Here is a 16,691-nt window from a genome sequence, read left to right on the forward strand (position 1 = left end):
AGCGATGACCACCGGGATCGGGCGCATCCCGATCACGTACGTTTCACCGAATGTCGACGGTGGTCGCTTCCCCGTCAAAGCGGTCGTGGGTGAGCGCGTTCGGGTGCACGCCACGAGCTTTCGCGAGGGCCACGATCAGATGGGCATGCAGCTCCTCGTGACCGACCCCGAGGGCGAGACGCTGCGTTCCCCCATGGTGTGCACGAACCCCGGTCTCGACCACTGGGAAGGCAGCTTCCGCCCCGACCGCGAAGGGGAATGGTCCTACCGCGTGGAGTCGTTTGACGCTCCGTATCTCACGTGGGCCCATAACGCCGAGGTCAAAATCGCCGCGGGCATCGATGAGGAACTCATGTGCGCCGAAGGCGTGATCGTGCTGCGCGCCGCGCTTGCCGAAATCGCCAAGAAGAAAAGGCCGAAAGCCTATAAGGCGCGCCTCGAAGCGGCGATTGATGCCCTCACCAACACGAGCTTGCATCCGTCGGCCCGCATCGCCCCCGCGATCGCCACCGATATGCACGAGGCGATGACCGAGTACCCCCTGCGTCGCTGGCCCACGCGCTCCACAAAAATCGCGGTGCGCGTTGAGCGCGAACGCGCACTCTACGGCTCGTGGTACGAGTTCTTCCCGCGCTCCGAGGGCGCCCACTTTGACCCCGAGCGGGGTGGCTGGGTCTCCGGCACCCTCGAAAGCTCTCTCCCACAACTCGAGCGCATCAAACGCATGGGCTTTGACGTTGCCTACCTCACCCCAATCCATCCGATCGGCACGACCCACCGCAAGGGTCGCAATAACACGCTCGAGGCACTCGAGGGGGATCCGGGCTCGCCTTACGCGATCGGCTCTTCCGACGGCGGCCACGAAGCCATCCATCCCGACCTTGGCACGATTGAGGATTTCGATCGCTTCGTCGCGCACGCGAAGAGTCTCGGGCTGGAGGTGGCCCTCGATATCGCGCTTCAGTGCTCGCCCGATCACCCGTGGGTGAAGGAGCATCCCAAGTGGTTCGTTGTGCGTGCGGACGGATCGATTGCGTACGCGGAGAATCCCCCGAAGAAGTACCAGGATATTTACCCGCTCAGTTTCGACACCGACTACCGGGGGCTCTACAACGCCATCCGCGATGTGCTGGAGTACTGGATTTCGCACGGCGTGACCCTCTTCCGCGTGGATAACCCGCACACCAAGCCCGTGCGTTTTTGGGAGGAGCTTCTCGCGGAGTTCCGCGAAACCCACCCCGAAGTGCTCTTCCTCGCCGAGGCGTTCACGAAGCCGGCAATGATGCACACGCTCGCGAAGGTTGGCTACCACCAGTCGTACACGTACTTTGCGTGGCGCCACAGCCCCGAGGAGCTGCGCGAGTACATGGAGGAGCTCAAGGCCTCCGCGCACTACATGCGCCCCAGCTTCTGGCCCACGACTCACGACATCTTGACGCCGTTTATGTCGAATGGCGGCTGGAACGCGTTCCGCCTCCGCGCGATCCTCGCGGCCACCCTCTCGCCCACGTGGGGCATCTATTCCGGCTTCGAGCTCGTGGAGAGCACGCCGCGGCCGGGGGCGCAGGAGAACATCGACAACGAGAAGTACGAATACAAGCCTCGCGACTACGAGGGCGCATTGAACTCGGGTCGTTCGCTCGAGCCGCTCCTCACTCGCCTCAACGAAGTGCGCAGGGCCCACCCTGCGCTTCAGACTCTTACGACGACCCGCTTCCACGGCTGCGACGACGACCGCGTGCTCGTGTTCTCGAAGCACGTCGAAGGCCGAGACACCGAGAACGGTCTGGATGACACGATCATCGTCGTCTCGATGACCGAGGCGCAGGGCGGAACGTCGACGTGGGTGCACATCGACACCGAAGCGCTCAACATCCACTCCGACTACATGGTCGAGGATCTCCTCACGGGCGAGCAGTTCCTGTGGGATCGCGACAACTACGTCGAACTGAGCGCCGACTACCGCCCCGCCCACATCCTCCGCGTCATTCGCTACTGAGCGCCGTCACCAAAGGAGATAGACATGAGCGCAGCACTTCCCCTCCTGCCCGCGAGCGAGCACGAGCTCGGTTCGGTCGCCACCGGCTCGTACTATTCACCGCACTCGATCCTCGGCCTTCACGAGTACGAGGGCGGGTACACGATCCGCACCCTCAAGCCTTTCGCCGACAAGGTCGAAGCCCTCGTGCGGCTCGAGAATGGTGAGCGGCTCGAGATTGAGCTCGCCCACGAGTACAACGGCATCTTTAGCGCCGCTTTCGAAACCCCCGATTCACCGATCGTGCTGCATCGCTTACGCGTCACATGGCCGGGCGGGGGCACCGAAATCGTCGATGAGCCTTACCGTTTCCTCCCCACGATCAGCGACTTCGATCTGCATCTCATCCGCGAGGGGCGCCACGAGGAGCTGTGGCGTGCGCTCGGTGCGCATGTGCGCACGCTCGACGGCATCCAGGGCACGAGCTTCACCGTGTGGGCACCGAATGCAGCGGCCGTGCAGGTGATCGGTGACTTCAATGGTTGGAATGGCCGCCGCACGGCCATGCGTTCGCTCGGTGACTCGGGCGTGTGGGAGATTTTCCTTCCCGGTGTGCGCGCGGGCGCGGTCTACAAGTTCCGCATCCTCGGCGCCGACAAGGTGTGGCGCGAGAAGGCGGACCCGATGGCACGACTCGCAGAAGTGCCCCCTGCAACGGGAAGCGTCGTCGTCGACTCAGATTTCGAGTGGAGCGACGACGCGTTCCTCGCCGAACGCGCCGCGAAAAACCCACTCGAATCGCAAATGTCGATCTACGAAGTGCACCTCGCCTCGTGGCGCCCCTACACTTCGTACCGCGATGTTGCCGAGCCTCTCGTGGAGTACGTCAAGGGCATGGGGTACACGCACGTCGAGTTCCTTCCGCTTGCCGAGCACCCCTTCGGCGGCTCGTGGGGCTATCAGGTCACGGGCTACTATGCGCCGACCTCGCGTCTTGGCCACCCCGATGACCTGCGCTATCTCATCAACGCGCTCCACGAGGCCGGGATCGGCGTCATCATGGACTGGGTTCCCGCGCACTTTCCGAAGGATGAATGGGCGCTCGCCCGCTTCGACGGCACCGCGCTCTATGAACACGCCGATCCGCGCAAGGGTGAACACCCCGATTGGGGCACCTACATCTTTGATCTCGGCCGCACCGAGGTGCGCAACTTCCTCGTCGCGAACGCGTGCTACTGGCTCGAGGAATTTCACGTTGATGGCCTCCGCGTCGATGCCGTGGCGTCGATGCTCTACCTCGACTACTCACGCAACGAAGGCGAATGGATCCCGAACGAATACGGCGGGCGCGAGAACCTTGAGGCGATCGACTTCCTCAAGGAGGTCAACGCGACCGCGTACAAGCGTGCTCCCGGCATCACGATGATTGCCGAGGAGTCCACGTCGTTCCCGGGCGTCACGAAGCCCACTGACCAGGGTGGTCTCGGCTTTGGCTTCAAGTGGAACATGGGCTTCATGCACGACACACTCGAGTACCTCGGTCAGGATCCGATCTACCGCCAGTACCGCCACCACGAACTCACGTTCGCGATGGTGTATCAGTACTCGGAAAACTTCATCCTGCCGATTTCTCACGACGAGGTCGTGCACGGCAAAGCTCCGCTCTTGCGCAAAGCTCCCGGCGACGATTGGCAGCAAGCCGCGAACCTCCGCGCCTACCTGAGCCTCATGTGGGCGCATCCCGGCAAGCAGCTGCTGTTCATGGGCTGTGACTTCGCGCAGGGAACGGAGTGGAACGAAAACCAGGCCCTCCCGTTCTGGCTGCTTGATTTCCCGCTTCACCAGGGCGTGAACGATTACGTGCGCGACCTCAATCGCGTGCAACGCACGTACCCGGCACTCTTTGAGCTCGATCAGGAGGGCGCGGGATTCCGCTGGCTCGATGCCGATGCCGCGGGCCACAACCTCGTGGCATTCGCGCGCTATGACCGCGCAGGAAATCCCGTTGTCGCGATCATCAACTTCTCCCCCGAGCCCTGGCGCGCCTTCCGCATTGGGCTTCCCGAGGGCGGAGCGTGGGCCGAGATTCTCAATTCTGACGCCGTGAGCTACGGCGGCAGCGGCGTGGGCAATCTTGGCCGCGTCCAGGCGGAGCCGGTCCCGTACGGCGGCCTCGACTACTCGGTACGCGTGAGCGTTCCGCCGCTCGGAGCCGTGTTCTTCACCCCCGAGAGCAACGTGCGCCAATAACTATGCGAGCGTAGAAAAGAGGCTTGCGATCCCCGAAGGGTCGCAAGCCTCTTTTTCTCTGTGTTCTGTGCCTTCGCTCGGGGCTTCTAGAACATGAGGCGGCTGAGTTTCTTTCGTGCCTGGAGCACGCGGTCGTCCTCGGCTCCTACAACATCGAAGAGTTCGAGCAAGCGCGCGCGGATGCGATCCCGTTCGGCGGGCGTATCGCGGAAAGAGGTGAGAAGGCGCGCGAAGGCATCGTCCACGTGCCCGCCGAGAAGGTCGAGGTCGGCGGCCATAAGCTGCGCGTCGGTGTCCTTCGGGTTCGAGGCGGCGGCCTCACGGCCTGCCTGCAACTCAACGTCCTGAGTCCGTCGCATGAGTGCGATCACCGCGAGCCCCTTCTTGGCCTCACTTTCGTCGGGGTGCTCCTCGAGATAGGCGGTGAACGCCGCCTCAGCACCGCCCATGTCGCTGCTTTCCATCGCGGAGTAGGCCTTCTCAAGTGCCTCGGGAAGCGCCGGCTGCTCGGCCTCCTCTCGCGGTGCTTCGGTGTGCATGCCTTCTTTCGCGGCGAGCGCGGCAAGCTCGTCCATCACGGGGGCAAGCTGTTCCTTCGTCACCACGCCTTCGAAAAGCGGCTGCACCTGCCCTTTCATGAGCAGCACTGCCGTGGGGAGGGACTGAACGCGAAGCGCCGCCGCAACACGCGGCTGCTGATCGGCATCGAGGATCGCGAGGCGAATCGTCCCGGCATGTTTCGCGATGACCGAACGGAGTTCGTCGGTAAAGGCCGCACCGCCGTTCACTCGCGCACTCGTCACGAAAAGGATCGTGAGGTGCTGCTCAGAATCCTTGATGAGGCTCTCGAGGTTCGCCTCGCTCACCGCTACTTCGCCCTCGAGCGGATCAGACGTGCCGCCAGTCTGGTTTTCTTTCTTGAGCGTGTTGAAGTCCATCACGCCATATGAGCTCGTCATCGTTTCTCCTTCGTCGTTCGCCTGGTTCTCGATCAGCTGCCAGAGACCGAGAGGAGGACCTTATAGGCCCCGATCGGCTGGATTTTTGCGCCAGATTCAGCCGCGGGAATGTGCAAGAGCACCGTGGTGCCGTAGGTGCGCACGAGTTCTTTTTCGAACTTCTTCGTGCCCGCGAGCTTCGTGTAGAGGTTGTCATCCGAGTACGAGATTGAACCGGAGTTCACGCTCACGCGACGAGTCGAGGTGAGGGTGCCCATCACGACGGCGCCGCCTTCTGCGGTCGCGAGGCCAAGGAACTCGCCCTCCTTGACCGCGTACTCCTCACGAACGGAAGCGACTTCATCCCAGTCCACCCCCTCGTTCATTTGCGCGCGCTCACCTTGAATTTCCGCGTGGGCGCTCTGCTGGAACGGGTCCTCGAGAATCAGGTCGTCAGGATCAGCGTTGTCATGCCCGTCGGTGAGAACGGCGGCGTACTTGGCAAACGCCTCCTTGGGCGTAAGCACGAGGCCTTGTTCCTCGAGGCCAACCTGCGTCGTTCCAGCCTCGGCACTCGGCACGGTCGGCATCTCAATACCGGCGGCCTGGCGCGCCCAACCCCACGAGGTGTATTCGGAGCGTGCGTCCTTTTGTTCGAGGCCAACGAAAAAACGCGCCTCGCCCGCGTTCGCCGCGTCGTCGACGAGCGCGAGCGCGTAGCGGGGGAAGCCTTCCGCTGTTGAGGAGATCGGTACCACTAGCGAGTCACTTGGGCGCTGGAGGGCGCTTTCGTGTTCGGGAACCTTCCCGATGATGTCGTATGTCGCGCGGCGGAACTCGGCGGCACTTCCCGAGATGCGCGGGGCGAGGAGATCGGCATTCTTCTCTCCGTCAGCCTTTTCAAGTGCACTCGCGTACTGCGTGAGGATCTCACCGAGCTTCGTTCCCGTGAGTTCAGGGGTGGGGCTCGCGAGTTTGGGGCCGGGATCGACCTTGGGCGGTTTTGTTTCGCTTCCGCATGCACTCAGCGCCCCTGCGGCGGTGAGCGCGGTCAGCCCGAGGAGGCTGCGCCTCGAAAGTCCTGTCATCGTTCTTCCTCGATCGGTGTGGCAATGGGGTCGGTCATCGTGGTTGTGGCGTTGCTTCCGTTGGCGCGCCTGCGGCCGGGGCGCACACTCGCGCCTCCCGCGCTGGTCTCGCTCTTATCGAGCTCGAGAGCCTTGAGCCGGTCGGTCACGTCATCGGGCGTGCCGCGGCGGCGGCCTGGACGCGTAACCGTCACGGGAGTATTGGCGGCGGTCGCCTCGACGGCTGGAGCGGGTTCGGAATCCTCCGCCGTTTCGGCAACAGCGGCTGCGGCAGGCTCGGTTTCGGTCTCCCGAGCCTCGACCGGCTCAGGTTCGTGGGATGCCTCAGCCTCAGGGGCCGGTTCCGGCTCGAGCGCCCGCCCGGGCTCAGCGGCAATCTGAGATTCGTGGGAGGCATCGGCCTCGGGGGTCAGCTCCGATTCGGCGGGCTCACCGGTTCCGACGCCTGCCTCCGCGACGCGTGAGCCCTGCGATGAGGCCTCTTGCACCGACGGCTCCTCCTCACCTGAAGCCTCACCCGGGGTGGAGCTAGCGTCGGACTCTCCTTCGCCCTCGTTGAGAACGGGCCGGTCTCGCAGCACTTCTTCGAGCTCCAGATCACGCTCAGGACGCGAATTGAACGCGATGAGGAGCAGCACGAGACCGATGATGAGCAGCACGGCGCCGACGGCATACGCGTACGGCGTCCACGGGTTCGAGGCGTGAGACGGCCACGTAATCTGGACCTCGGTGATGGTCGAGGCATCGCTATCGTTCGCGAGGAGAATTGCCCGATAGGGCTGACGGTTCTTCGGATCGAGCTCCGCCTTCGACCAATCCTCGATGGCAAAGGTCTCTCCCGATTTTTTCTGCTCGACGTCGGACCACAGATCCGAGTTCTGGACGCCCTGGGTCCCCTCGCTCTGATCGGCATTCTCGGTGCTCGTGGCAAGGGTCGACCAGTTCGAAGCACCCGTGATCGCCGTGTACTTCGATTTTGCGAGGTATTCCTTCACGGTGCCTTCGGGGGCAGAAATCATGAAGTAGTCACCGCTCGACTTAATCGTCACGGTGCCTTTCTGCCCTCCTACGTACAGCACTCCGGGGTTGATCACGACCGCTGCCCCGGGATTATTGAAGCTTGCTTTCGCGGTGTGGTTCTCCTTTGGTGCCCACACGGTTTGGCCGGCCCATCCGAGCGCGAGTCCCGCAAGACCGAGGAGGATGAGGATGCCCGCTAGCCACTTTCGCACGAGGACACGACCTTTCGCTCTTCCGACGTCATGAATGCTGCTTTTCACAGTACCCACCTATTTTGTCGAAGTTTCCCGGCGATGGTCTGAAGGCCGCGAATGGTAGTGGGCAGGCCAACACTTCATGTAAAGAGCGTTCAAAGACCCATCACGTAGGCTTTACCGGTGCGATTAGTTCTAGCGGAATGCTCTGTCAATTACGTCGGTCGGCTTACGGCGCACCTCCCGCGAGCCCCTCGGCTTCTCGTGGTGAAAGCTGACGGAAGTGTGCTCGTCCACTCCGACGGCGGCAGCTATAAACCCCTCAACTGGATGGCACCGCCGTGCACGCTCGCGATCGAACCCGCCGAGGCCGAGGACGCCCTCGAAATGTGGAAGGTTACGCATAAGAAGACCGGTGACAGCCTTGAAATCACGGTGTTCGAGTTTTTCGAGGAGATGAGCCGCGATCTCGGAATCGACCCTGGTCTCCAAAAGGCAGGCGTCGAGGCTCATCTGCAGGCGCTCCTCGCCGAAAACATGGCAAGCATCGGGGAGGGCTGGAAGCTCGTGCGCCGCGAGTACCCCACCGCTATCGGCCCCGTGGACATTCTGGCGAAGAACCCCGAAGGCGGAACGGTCGCGATCGAAATCAAGCGCCGCGGCGAGATCGACGGAGTCGAGCAACTGACCCGCTACGTCGAGCTTCTCAACCGCGACCCGCTCCTCGCCCCCGTGACCGGGATGTTCGCCGCGCAGGAAATCAAGCCGCAGGCCCGCACGCTTGCGAAGGACCGCGGCTTCGAATGTCTCACCCTTGACTATGACGAACTTCGTGGAATCGACAACTCTGAATTGAGGCTCTTCTAAATGGTCACGCGCATCGATGGCACCGCCTTCCTTTCCGGCTCCTTCGTTCCGGATGCCGCGATCCTCCTTGAGGACGACACGATCACCTACGCCGGCCCGGCACGTGGTGTGCCAAGCGGCCTCACCTTCGACGACCACGTGTGCCACGACGGTCTCATTCTTCCGGGGCTCGTGGACCTCCACTGCCACGGCGGCGGTGGATTCTCCTTCCCTGACACCGAGGACCCGGCGCAGGCGGCACCGGCGATCGCGGAGCACCGCGCCCACGGCACGACGAGCATCGTTGCCTCACTCGTGACCGCCGCGCAGGACACGCTCATGTCGAGGGTGCGCGCGCTACGGTCGCTCGTCGAGGCCGGCGAGTTGGCCGGAATTCACCTCGAAGGTCCTTTCATCTCCCACGCTCGCAAGGGTGCTCACGACCCCCAGTTCATCGCTGAGGGGGACGCCGCGCGCACGCTCGAGCTGCTAGAGGAAGGCGGCGGCGCCATCGCGACCATGACAATCGCCCCCGAAGCCGATCTCGATGGCAGCGTGTCCCGCGCCCTCATCGCGCACGGCGCCCTCCCGAGCTATGGCCACACGGACTGCACCGGTGAGCAGATGGTCACCGCGATTCAGAGGGCTCAAGAAGAGCTGGCAAGCGTCGGACCCGTCGCCCGTTCCCTGAAGCCAACCGCCACCCACCTGTTCAATGCGATGCGCCCCATCCACCATCGCGACGCCGGCCCTGCATTCGCCGCCATCGACCAAGCCGCCGCCGGCACGGTAGTCGCCGAGCTCATCGCCGACGGCGTCCACACGTCCGCCGACACCGTACGCTACACGTTCGACCTCATCGGCGACGGGCACATCATGCTCATCACCGACGCGATGGCCGCGACGGGAATGGCCGACGGCGACTACGTTCTGGGCTCGCTTCCCGTCACGGTCAAAGACGGCGTTGCAACCCTCACCGAAGGTGGCGCGATCGCGGGAGGCACCGCCCACCTACTCGACGTCGTACGCTTCGCCCACCTCGAGGCAGGCGTGCCTCTTGAGCGCGCTATTCTCGCCGCAACCGCAACCCCCGCGACGGTACTGGGACGCGACGATATCGGCGAGATTCGTGAGGGTGCCCGCGCGGACCTCGCGCTCGTGAGCGCCGAGGGGCTCGAGCCCGAACGGGTCATGCACGCGGGTGAGTGGTTCAGTTCCGACGCCTCCTAAGCGGCCCCGTTCCTTTCGTTTTCGCATCGCGGCATTCGGCCGCCCGGAGACAGGGCACAGGAAAGCGGCCCCGCCGCGCACACGGTGCGCTGGCGGGGCCGCTTTTCACGAGAGGAGGAAAGACCCTTAGTCGGTCTCGGCCTCTCCTTCGAGCTCTGATGACGGAGTAGAGCGTGGAAGAGCCGCCTCGCGGGCCGCTTCCTCGGTGAGGACCTCGTCGGCAACGACGTTCACGGCCTCGTCGTCAACGGAGCAGAAACCGCCCGTGACCTGGAACTCGTGCTTCGCCCCACCGACTTCGGTAATCACCACGGGGCCCTCGCTCAGGAGCGCAAGGTGCGGCTCCATGCCGGCCATGATGCCCATCGCGCCGTCGATGGCGAAGACCGAAACGTACTCGGCTTCGCCTTCCCAGATGCTGCCCTCGGCCGACACGAAGTTGACCTTCATGGCACTCACTTCGAAGTTTCCTTCTGGATGCGATCCCAGTTCTTCAGCACGTCGTCAATACCGCCAACGTTGAAGAACGCCTGCTCGGCGATGTGGTCGAACTCGCCGTCGCAAATGCCCTTGAAGCCTTCGATGGTGTCGCGCAGCGGCACGTCCGAGCCGTCCACACCCGTGAACTGCTTCGCCATGTGGGTGTTCTGCGAAAGGAACTGCTGGATGCGGCGTGCGCGCGCGACGATGACCTTATCCTCTTCCGAGAGCTCATCGACACCGAGCATCGCGATGATGTCCTGAAGTTCCTTGTTGCGCTGAAGAATCTGCTTGACGCGAACCGCGACATCATAGTGATCCTGGCCGATGTAGCGCGGGTCGAGGATGCGCGAGGTCGAAGCAAGCGGATCGATCGCGGGGTAGAGACCACGCGAAGCGATCTCACGGCTGAGCTCGGTCGTCGCATCGAGGTGCGCAAACGTCGTGGCCGGAGCCGGGTCGGTGTAGTCGTCAGCGGGAACGTAAATCGCCTGCATCGACGTAATCGAGTGGCCGCGCGTCGAGGTAATGCGCTCCTGGAGCACACCCATCTCGTCCGCGAGGTTCGGCTGGTAGCCCACCGCCGAAGGCATGCGGCCAAGGAGGGTCGACACCTCGGAGCCTGCCTGCGTGAAGCGGAAGATGTTGTCGATGAACAGGAGCACGTCCTGGTTCTGCACGTCGCGGAAGTACTCCGCCATCGTGAGAGCCGAAAGTGCCACGCGAAGACGCGTGCCCGGCGGCTCGTCCATCTGGCCGAACACAAGGGCAGTCTTCTCGATCACGCCCGATTCGGTCATTTCCTCGATGAGGTCCCAGCCCTCACGCGTGCGCTCGCCAACACCGGCGAACACGGAGACGCCGTCGTGGTTGTTCGCCACGCGGTAGATCATCTCCTGAATAAGAACGGTCTTGCCCACGCCGGCGCCGCCGAACAGGCCGATCTTGCCACCCTGCACGTACGGGGTGAGGAGGTCAATCGACTTGATGCCGGTCTCGAACATCTGAGTCTTCGACTCAAGCTGATCGAAGTTCGGGGCCTTGCGGTGAATGGGCCAACGCTCGTTGATCTCGAGCTTCTCACCCTTGTCGCCGTTGAGCACATTGCCCACGACGTCGAAAACGCGTCCGAGGGTGAAGTCGCCAACGGGAACGGAGATGGGTGCGCCCGTGTCGCGCACGGCCTGGCCGCGCACGAGACCGTCGGTCGGCTTGAGCGCGATGCCGCGCACCATACCGTCGCCGAGGTGCTGGGCGACCTCGAGGGTGAGGGTCTGCGTGCTCGTGCCGCCGTCCTCATCGCCCGTGGGCAGCTCAATCTCGGTGACGAGAGCGTTGTACATGTCGGGGATCTGGCCCGCGGGGAATTCGACGTCGACAACGGCGCCGGTCACGCGAGCGACACGACCGATGACGGCGCTAGCCTCGGTCTGTGCCGGGGCATTTTCGGTGATGGTCATTCTTTTACTCCAAATGTGCTTTCGTGCTCAGCGTTCTTTCCTGCCGGAGGCATTGAGGGCGTCCGCACCGCCCACGATCTCCGTGATTTCCTGCGTGATCTCGGCCTGGCGAGCGGAGTTTGCGAGGCGCGTGAACTTCTGGATCTGCGTTTCCGCGTTGTCGGTCGCAGTCTTCATGGCCTTCTGCCTGCTCGCGTGCTCCGACGCGATCGATTGAAGAAGGATGTTGATGATGCGCGACTCGACGTAGCGCGGCACGAGCTGTTCGAACACCTCTTCGGCGTTCGGCGTGTACTCGTACAGCGGATACTGCTTCGTCAATCGGCTCTCGGCGCCTTCGGCACTCAACTGCAGCGGCACGAGGCGCACGACGTTCACGTCCTGGCGGAATCGGTTCGTAAACCGGTGCCCCACGACGTAGAGCTCGTCGAGATGGTCCTCGATTTCTTCCGTGAGTAGAGCCTCGCGGAAGAGTGAGGCGATTTCGCGACCGAGTTTCGGAAGGTCTTCTTCCTTAACGCCGATCCACGATTTCTCCGCCGGTCGGTTACGGAACCGGTAGTACGAATCGCCCTTGCGGCCAACGACGTACATGATCGGTTCTTTGCCCTCGTCGCGAAGCTTGTTCGTGAGGTGCTCGGCCTCGCGGATGGCGCTCGGCGAGTACGAACCGGCCATACCGCGATCCGAGGTAATGAGCAGAACCCCCACGCGATTCGAGAAAGTACGATCCGCTTCAAGAAACGGGTGGTTCGTCTCTTCCGAGTGCTGCACGACCGAGGCGATCGCGTTCGTGATCGCCTGCGCGTAGGGGGTCGTGGCCTGCACGCGCGCGTGTGCCTTCGAGATTCGGGCAGCCGCGATCATTTCCTGGGCCTGGAAGATCTTCTTCATGCCCTTCGCGGAGCCGATCCGCTTCTTGTATTCCCTTTGCTGGGCTCCCATATCTCTCCCTCGTGACTAACGTTCTCTTACTCGAACATCCGCCACTACTTGGAGGACTTGAGGATCGACTCTTGCTCGATGGCCTCGTCTTCGATCACGCCATTGTTGTCGTACACGGCGTCCTTCTGCTTCTCAGCGAAGTAGTCGCGCTTGACGTTCTCGATCACGGTCTCGAGTTCCGCTTCGGTTTCCGGCGAGAACTTCCTGGTCTCGCGGATGGTTTCGAGGATCGTGCCGTTGTGGCGCAGGAACTCGTGCAGGCGCCCCTCAAACTCGAGGATGTCCTCGACCTCGATCTCGTCAAGCTTGCCCTTCGTGCCGGCCCAGATCGACACCACCTGTTCCTCGAACGGCATGGGCTTTGCCTGGCCCTGTTTGAGGAGCTCGGTCAGGCGAGCGCCGCGCGCAAGCTGCTGCTTCGAAGCCGCGTCGAGATCCGAGGCGAACATCGCGAACGCCTCGAGGTCGCGGTACTGCGCGAGCGAAATCTTGAGCGTACCGGAAACACCCTTCATGGCCTTGGTCTGCGCCGAACCGCCAACGCGCGACACCGAGATACCCACGTCGACTGCGGGGCGCTGGTTGGCGTTGAAGAGATCCGACTGAAGGAAGCACTGGCCGTCGGTAATCGAGATGACATTCGTCGGGATGTAGGCCGAGACGTCGTTGGCCTTCGTTTCGATGATCGGCAGACCAGTCATCGAACCGCCACCCATGTCGTCGGAGAGCTTCGCACAGCGCTCAAGCAAACGCGAGTGGAGGAAGAAGACGTCGCCCGGGTAGGCCTCGCGGCCCGGCGGACGGCGAAGCAGAAGCGACACGGCGCGGTAGGCCTCGGCCTGCTTCGAGAGGTCGTCGAACACAATGAGGACGTGCTTGCCCTCGTACATCCAGTGCTGGCCGATTGCCGAGCCCGCGTAGGGAGCGATGTACTTGAAGCCCGCGGGGTCGGAGGCAGGGGCGGCAACGATAGTGGTGTAGTCGAGCGCGCCGTTTTCTTCGAGGGTCGCGCGCACGGAGGCGATCGTCGAGCCCTTCTGGCCCACGGCAACGTAGATGCAGCGCACCTGCTGATCCGGGTCGCCCGTTTCCCAGTTGGCCTTCTGGTTGAGGATCGTGTCCACGGCGATCGTGGTCTTGCCGGTCTGGCGGTCGCCAATGATGAGCTGGCGCTGGCCGCGACCGATCGGGGTCATCGCGTCGATGGCCTTGATGCCGGTCTGGAGCGGTTCCTTCACGCTCTTACGCTGCATGACGCTCGGCGCCTGGAGTTCGAGTGCGCGGCGGCCCGTGGTCTCGATGTCACCGAGGCCGTCGATCGGGCGGCCCATCGGGTCAACGACACGGCCGAGGTAGCCGTCGCCAACGGGGACCGAAAGGACCTCCCCGGTGCGGCGCACCTCCTGGCCTTCTTCGATGCCGGTGAATTCACCGAGAACAACGACGCCGACCTCGCGAAGTTCGAGGTTGAGGGCGAGTCCAAGCGTGCCGTCCTCGAAGCGCACGAGCTCGTTTGCCATGAGGTTCGGCAGACCCGAGACGCGTGCAATGCCGTCTGCTGATTCGGTAACGCGGCCGATTTCTTCGCGACCTGCGTTCTGGGGCTGGTAGTTCGACACCGCAGTGTCGAGTGCGTCCCGGATGTCCTCGGGACGAATGGTGAGCTCGGCCATCGCGCTCCGCTTCCTTCTTGGTCATTCCCGGCGCTACCGGGAGGGGTGGTACGTGTTCTCGTTGGTGATTCTTAGGCGGAAATGCGTTCGCGCGCATCGCGAACACGGCCGAAGATCGTGGCGTCGTAGAGGTCGTCACCGATCGTGATGCGGAGGCCGCCAATCACGCTCGGGTCGATCTCGTAGTTCAGGCTCAGCTCCCCGCCGTAACGGGCGGAAAGGATGCGCGTGAGGCGTTCCTGCTGCTCGGGAGTCAGTTCGACCGCGCTCGTGACTACGCCGGAACGGCGGTCACGTTCGGCGCTCGCAAAGTTCGCGAACCCGAGGAGTCGGGCGGGAACCTTGGCAGAGGGCTCGAAGCTCACCGCTTGAGCGGCAATGGCGACGGTTGCCGAATCCACCTTGCCACTCAGGAGCCTCTCGATGATCCCCACGCGCGCCGAGATGTCGTCGCGCTTGGAGTCGAACGCTTCGGAGAGCTCCGGGGTGTCCTCGACGAGGCGCGCGACCTGAAAGAGTTCTTCTTCCACGGTGTGCGCTGCACCTCGCCCTCGAGCTTCCTCGAGAACGAGGGAAACGCCCGCAAACTCAATTCCTTCGAGGAGGTGGTTTTGCTCCGACCAGGTGCACCGCGAAGCCTCAAGAAGAACCTCGAGGGCGGCCTCGCTGACGCGGCCGCCAAAAAGGCGCCGCACGACATCGGCCTTGAGGTCCTCGTCGCGACCGGGGTCGCTCAAGAGGCGCACGAGCTGATTGCTCGAGTCGATGACGCGCACGGCTTCGAAAAGCTCGTGTGCGATCTCGGTGGTGGGGGCGTTCGCCGAGGTGGACTCCGAGGCGTGCCTAAGCACGCTGTGGAGCGACTTGGCGGAAACTCCGCGCATATGCTGTGCCTTCCTTACTTCGCCGCGGTCGACGATTCAAGCTCGTCGAGGAAACGATCGATCACGCGGCGCGAGCGCTCGTCGTCGCTAAGCGACTCGCCCACGATCTTCGAGGCGAGGGTGCTCGCAAGCGAGCCAACTTCGCCGCGAAGCTCGGCGCTTGCCTGCGCCTGCTCGGCCGCGATCTGTTGCTTGCCCGCACCGATCATGCGCTCGGTCTCGAGGCTTGCGCGAGTGCGAGCCTCTTCGATGATGCGCGAGCCCTCTTCGCGGGCCTTTTCGCGCATCTCGGCGGCTTCACGGCGTGCGGCAGCGAGTTCGCCTTCCTGCATGGCCTTGAGGCGATCGGCCTCGTACTGGGCCTCCTCCGCCTTACGGATGCCACCCTCGATCTTCGCTGCACGTTCGTCCAGGACCCGATTCATCTTCGGGAGAACGAACTTCATGAATACGACGGCAAAGATGAGGATGAAGATGGCGCTCCAAAAAATTTCAGGGACATGGGGGATCAGCAGGGCGTACTTGCTGACCTCTCCTTCTCCACTTGCCAGATACATGGGGAATTAACCTCAGGAAAAGAGGAGGCCGGTCACGATCGCGAGAAGCGCGATGATCTCGACAAACGCGATAGCGATAATCATGGTCGTCTGAAGCGAGCCGCGGATCTCGGGCTGGCGCGCCATCGACTCAACGGTCTTGGCGCCGATCATGCCGATACCGATTCCCGGGCCGAAGGCCGCGATGCCGTAGGCGAGCGATGAGAGATTGCCGTTGATTTCAGCGAGAATGGTGGTGCCCACGAGGGTATTCCTTTCAGTTTTCTGCCGCGTTGCCGGGCAGGGTTTCGGTTGTGAGCCGAAGCTCTAAGGGAAAATCTAGGTGACTCGGGTGGTCAGTGGCTTTCGCTCGTGGCCATGTTGATGTACACGGACGCGAGGATCGTGAAGATGAAGGCCTGGAGGAGGGCAACGAAGACTTCGAAGCCGTAGATGCCGAGGGCGAAGACGCCCGCGAACGGGCTCGCGATCATGAGCAGCGATCCGGAGAGCAAGAGTGCTTGCGTGAGCGAGATGAACACGACGAGCATCATGTGGCCCGCGACCATGTTGGCGAGAAGACGGATGGTCAGCGAGAACCAGCGCACGACGGCGAGCTGAAGAAATTCGATGGGCACGAGCAGGAAGTACACAGGCTTCGGAACGCCCGGGGGCATTGTTTCGTGCTTGATGTAGCCGAGCACACCGTGCTGCTTCATGCCGCAGATGACGTAGGTGGCGAAGGTCCACAGCGCGAGCATGAGGGGCATGCCAATCACGGAGGTGCCCGCGAGGTTGAGACCGGGGGTGACGCCCGCGAGGTTCATCGAGAGGATGAGGAAGAACAGCGTGTAGAGCATGGGCGCGAAGCGACGTCCCTTTGCTTTACCGAGCACGGGCTCGATCGCATTGTCGCGAATGAAGCCCATGAACATCTCAAAAATGCTCTGGATGCGCCCCGGCACAACCTTGGCCCGGGAGGCTATTGCGTAGGTAATCGCGAGGCATCCCACCACAACGATGAGGCGCACGAGTTGCACGCGGTTGAACTCAAACGGGGTGCCCGCAAAGAGGATCGCGTCGGGGAAGAAGTCGGCAAGGGAAGGGGTATGGAAATCCAGCCCACTTTCAGCGACGAGACGAGTAGTTTCGCTAGGAATCAACTGCTC

15 protein-coding genes are annotated in these 16,691 nt (G+C 63.0%); 4 read left to right on the forward strand and 11 right to left on the reverse strand.

Annotation, left to right across the window (positions count from 1 at the left end; all coding sequences use genetic code 11):
* Positions 1–4 precede the first annotated feature (4 nt).
* Both NBW56_RS02220 and glgB read left to right on the forward strand, forming a co-directional pair.
* Positions 5–1,999 carry an alpha-1,4-glucan--maltose-1-phosphate maltosyltransferase gene (locus tag NBW56_RS02220; RefSeq protein ID WP_250257813.1) on the forward strand — a complete coding sequence of 665 codons (1,995 nt, stop codon included), beginning with the start codon at positions 5–7 and terminating at the stop codon, positions 1,997–1,999.
* A gap of 24 nt (positions 2,000–2,023) precedes the next feature.
* The gene (glgB, locus tag NBW56_RS02225) at positions 2,024–4,228 is read left to right on the forward strand and encodes a 1,4-alpha-glucan branching protein GlgB (protein ID WP_250257814.1); all 2,205 of its coding nucleotides are present in this window, start codon (positions 2,024–2,026) and stop codon (positions 4,226–4,228) included.
* Positions 4,229–4,314: 86 nt separating this feature from the next.
* Here glgB and NBW56_RS02230 read toward each other — a convergent pair whose 3' ends face one another.
* From NBW56_RS02230 to NBW56_RS02240, 3 genes are read right to left on the reverse strand one after another with little or no spacing between them, the layout of a single operon-like run.
* On the reverse strand, positions 4,315–5,187 hold the full coding sequence (locus tag NBW56_RS02230) for a tetratricopeptide repeat protein (RefSeq protein WP_250257816.1): 873 nt from the start codon (positions 5,185–5,187) through the stop codon (positions 4,315–4,317).
* Between the two features lie 32 nt (positions 5,188–5,219).
* Positions 5,220–6,254, reverse strand: coding sequence for a DUF8094 domain-containing protein (locus NBW56_RS02235; protein ID WP_065248009.1), 1,035 nt, complete (start codon positions 6,252–6,254; stop codon positions 5,220–5,222).
* Complete coding sequence (locus NBW56_RS02240; RefSeq protein ID WP_250257817.1) at positions 6,251–7,486, reverse strand: hypothetical protein; 1,236 nt, start codon at positions 7,484–7,486, stop codon at positions 6,251–6,253. The genes NBW56_RS02235 and NBW56_RS02240 overlap by 4 nt, the downstream gene beginning before the upstream one ends.
* Before the next feature lie 165 nt (positions 7,487–7,651).
* On the opposite strand from NBW56_RS02240, the gene nucS reads away from it, so the two are divergent.
* Positions 7,652–8,335: an endonuclease NucS gene (gene nucS / locus NBW56_RS02245; protein ID WP_250257818.1), complete on the forward strand. Its 684-nt coding sequence runs from the start codon at positions 7,652–7,654 to the stop codon at positions 8,333–8,335.
* A complete protein-coding gene (locus tag NBW56_RS02250; protein ID WP_250257819.1) occupies positions 8,336–9,544 on the forward strand; it encodes an N-acetylglucosamine-6-phosphate deacetylase in 1,209 nt (402 codons plus the stop codon).
* Between the two features lie 126 nt (positions 9,545–9,670).
* Here NBW56_RS02250 and NBW56_RS02255 read toward each other — a convergent pair whose 3' ends face one another.
* The 8 genes from NBW56_RS02255 to atpB form a co-directional block, all read right to left on the reverse strand.
* Positions 9,671–9,994, reverse strand: coding sequence for a F0F1 ATP synthase subunit epsilon (locus NBW56_RS02255; protein WP_250258522.1), 324 nt, complete (start codon positions 9,992–9,994; stop codon positions 9,671–9,673).
* Between the two features lie 5 nt (positions 9,995–9,999).
* Positions 10,000–11,484 carry a F0F1 ATP synthase subunit beta gene (atpD, locus tag NBW56_RS02260; protein WP_250257820.1) on the reverse strand — a complete coding sequence of 495 codons (1,485 nt, stop codon included), beginning with the start codon at positions 11,482–11,484 and terminating at the stop codon, positions 10,000–10,002.
* A 27-nt stretch (positions 11,485–11,511) separates the two neighbouring features.
* The gene (locus tag NBW56_RS02265; protein ID WP_250257821.1) at positions 11,512–12,429 is read right to left on the reverse strand and encodes a F0F1 ATP synthase subunit gamma; all 918 of its coding nucleotides are present in this window, start codon (positions 12,427–12,429) and stop codon (positions 11,512–11,514) included.
* A gap of 44 nt (positions 12,430–12,473) precedes the next feature.
* Positions 12,474–14,102, reverse strand: coding sequence for a F0F1 ATP synthase subunit alpha (gene atpA / locus NBW56_RS02270; RefSeq protein ID WP_250257823.1), 1,629 nt, complete (start codon positions 14,100–14,102; stop codon positions 12,474–12,476).
* 71 nt (positions 14,103–14,173) lie between these two features.
* Positions 14,174–14,986 (reverse strand): F0F1 ATP synthase subunit delta, encoded by an 813-nt coding sequence (locus tag NBW56_RS02275; RefSeq protein ID WP_250257824.1) that lies wholly within the window; start codon positions 14,984–14,986, stop codon positions 14,174–14,176.
* 14 nt (positions 14,987–15,000) lie between these two features.
* Positions 15,001–15,543 (reverse strand): F0F1 ATP synthase subunit B, encoded by a 543-nt coding sequence (locus NBW56_RS02280; protein WP_250257825.1) that lies wholly within the window; start codon positions 15,541–15,543, stop codon positions 15,001–15,003.
* Positions 15,544–15,555: 12 nt separating this feature from the next.
* Positions 15,556–15,786, reverse strand: a complete 231-nt coding sequence (gene atpE / locus NBW56_RS02285; protein WP_250257827.1) for an ATP synthase F0 subunit C — start codon at positions 15,784–15,786, stop codon at positions 15,556–15,558.
* Positions 15,787–15,878: 92 nt separating this feature from the next.
* A complete protein-coding gene (gene atpB / locus NBW56_RS02290; RefSeq protein WP_250257828.1) occupies positions 15,879–16,685 on the reverse strand; it encodes a F0F1 ATP synthase subunit A in 807 nt (268 codons plus the stop codon).
* Between the last annotated feature and the right edge of the window lie 6 nt (positions 16,686–16,691).

Origin of the sequence: Dermabacter sp. Marseille-Q3180 (assembly GCF_940792985.1) — a bacterium.
Lineage (GTDB): Bacteria > Actinomycetota > Actinomycetes > Actinomycetales > Dermabacteraceae > Dermabacter > Dermabacter vaginalis.

What these genes read in the sequence shown, in the direction of transcription:
- NBW56_RS02255 (WP_250258522.1), bottom strand. Translation starts at nt 9,994, where the DNA reads ATGAAGGTCAACTTCGTGTCGGCCGAGGGCAGCATCTGGGAAGGCGAA.
- atpD (WP_250257820.1), bottom strand. Translation starts at nt 11,484, where the DNA reads ATGACCATCACCGAAAATGCCCCGGCACAGACCGAGGCTAGCGCCGTC.
- NBW56_RS02280 (WP_250257825.1), bottom strand. Translation starts at nt 15,543, where the DNA reads ATGTATCTGGCAAGTGGAGAAGGAGAGGTCAGCAAGTACGCCCTGCTG.
- NBW56_RS02250 (WP_250257819.1), top strand. Translation starts at nt 8,336, where the DNA reads ATGGTCACGCGCATCGATGGCACCGCCTTCCTTTCCGGCTCCTTCGTT.
- NBW56_RS02265 (WP_250257821.1), bottom strand. Translation starts at nt 12,429, where the DNA reads ATGGGAGCCCAGCAAAGGGAATACAAGAAGCGGATCGGCTCCGCGAAG.
- NBW56_RS02235 (WP_065248009.1), bottom strand. Translation starts at nt 6,254, where the DNA reads ATGACAGGACTTTCGAGGCGCAGCCTCCTCGGGCTGACCGCGCTCACC.
- glgB (WP_250257814.1), top strand. Translation starts at nt 2,024, where the DNA reads ATGAGCGCAGCACTTCCCCTCCTGCCCGCGAGCGAGCACGAGCTCGGT.
- NBW56_RS02275 (WP_250257824.1), bottom strand. Translation starts at nt 14,986, where the DNA reads ATGCGCGGAGTTTCCGCCAAGTCGCTCCACAGCGTGCTTAGGCACGCC.
- NBW56_RS02230 (WP_250257816.1), bottom strand. Translation starts at nt 5,187, where the DNA reads ATGACGAGCTCATATGGCGTGATGGACTTCAACACGCTCAAGAAAGAA.
- NBW56_RS02220 (WP_250257813.1), top strand. Translation starts at nt 5, where the DNA reads ATGACCACCGGGATCGGGCGCATCCCGATCACGTACGTTTCACCGAAT.
- atpA (WP_250257823.1), bottom strand. Translation starts at nt 14,102, where the DNA reads ATGGCCGAGCTCACCATTCGTCCCGAGGACATCCGGGACGCACTCGAC.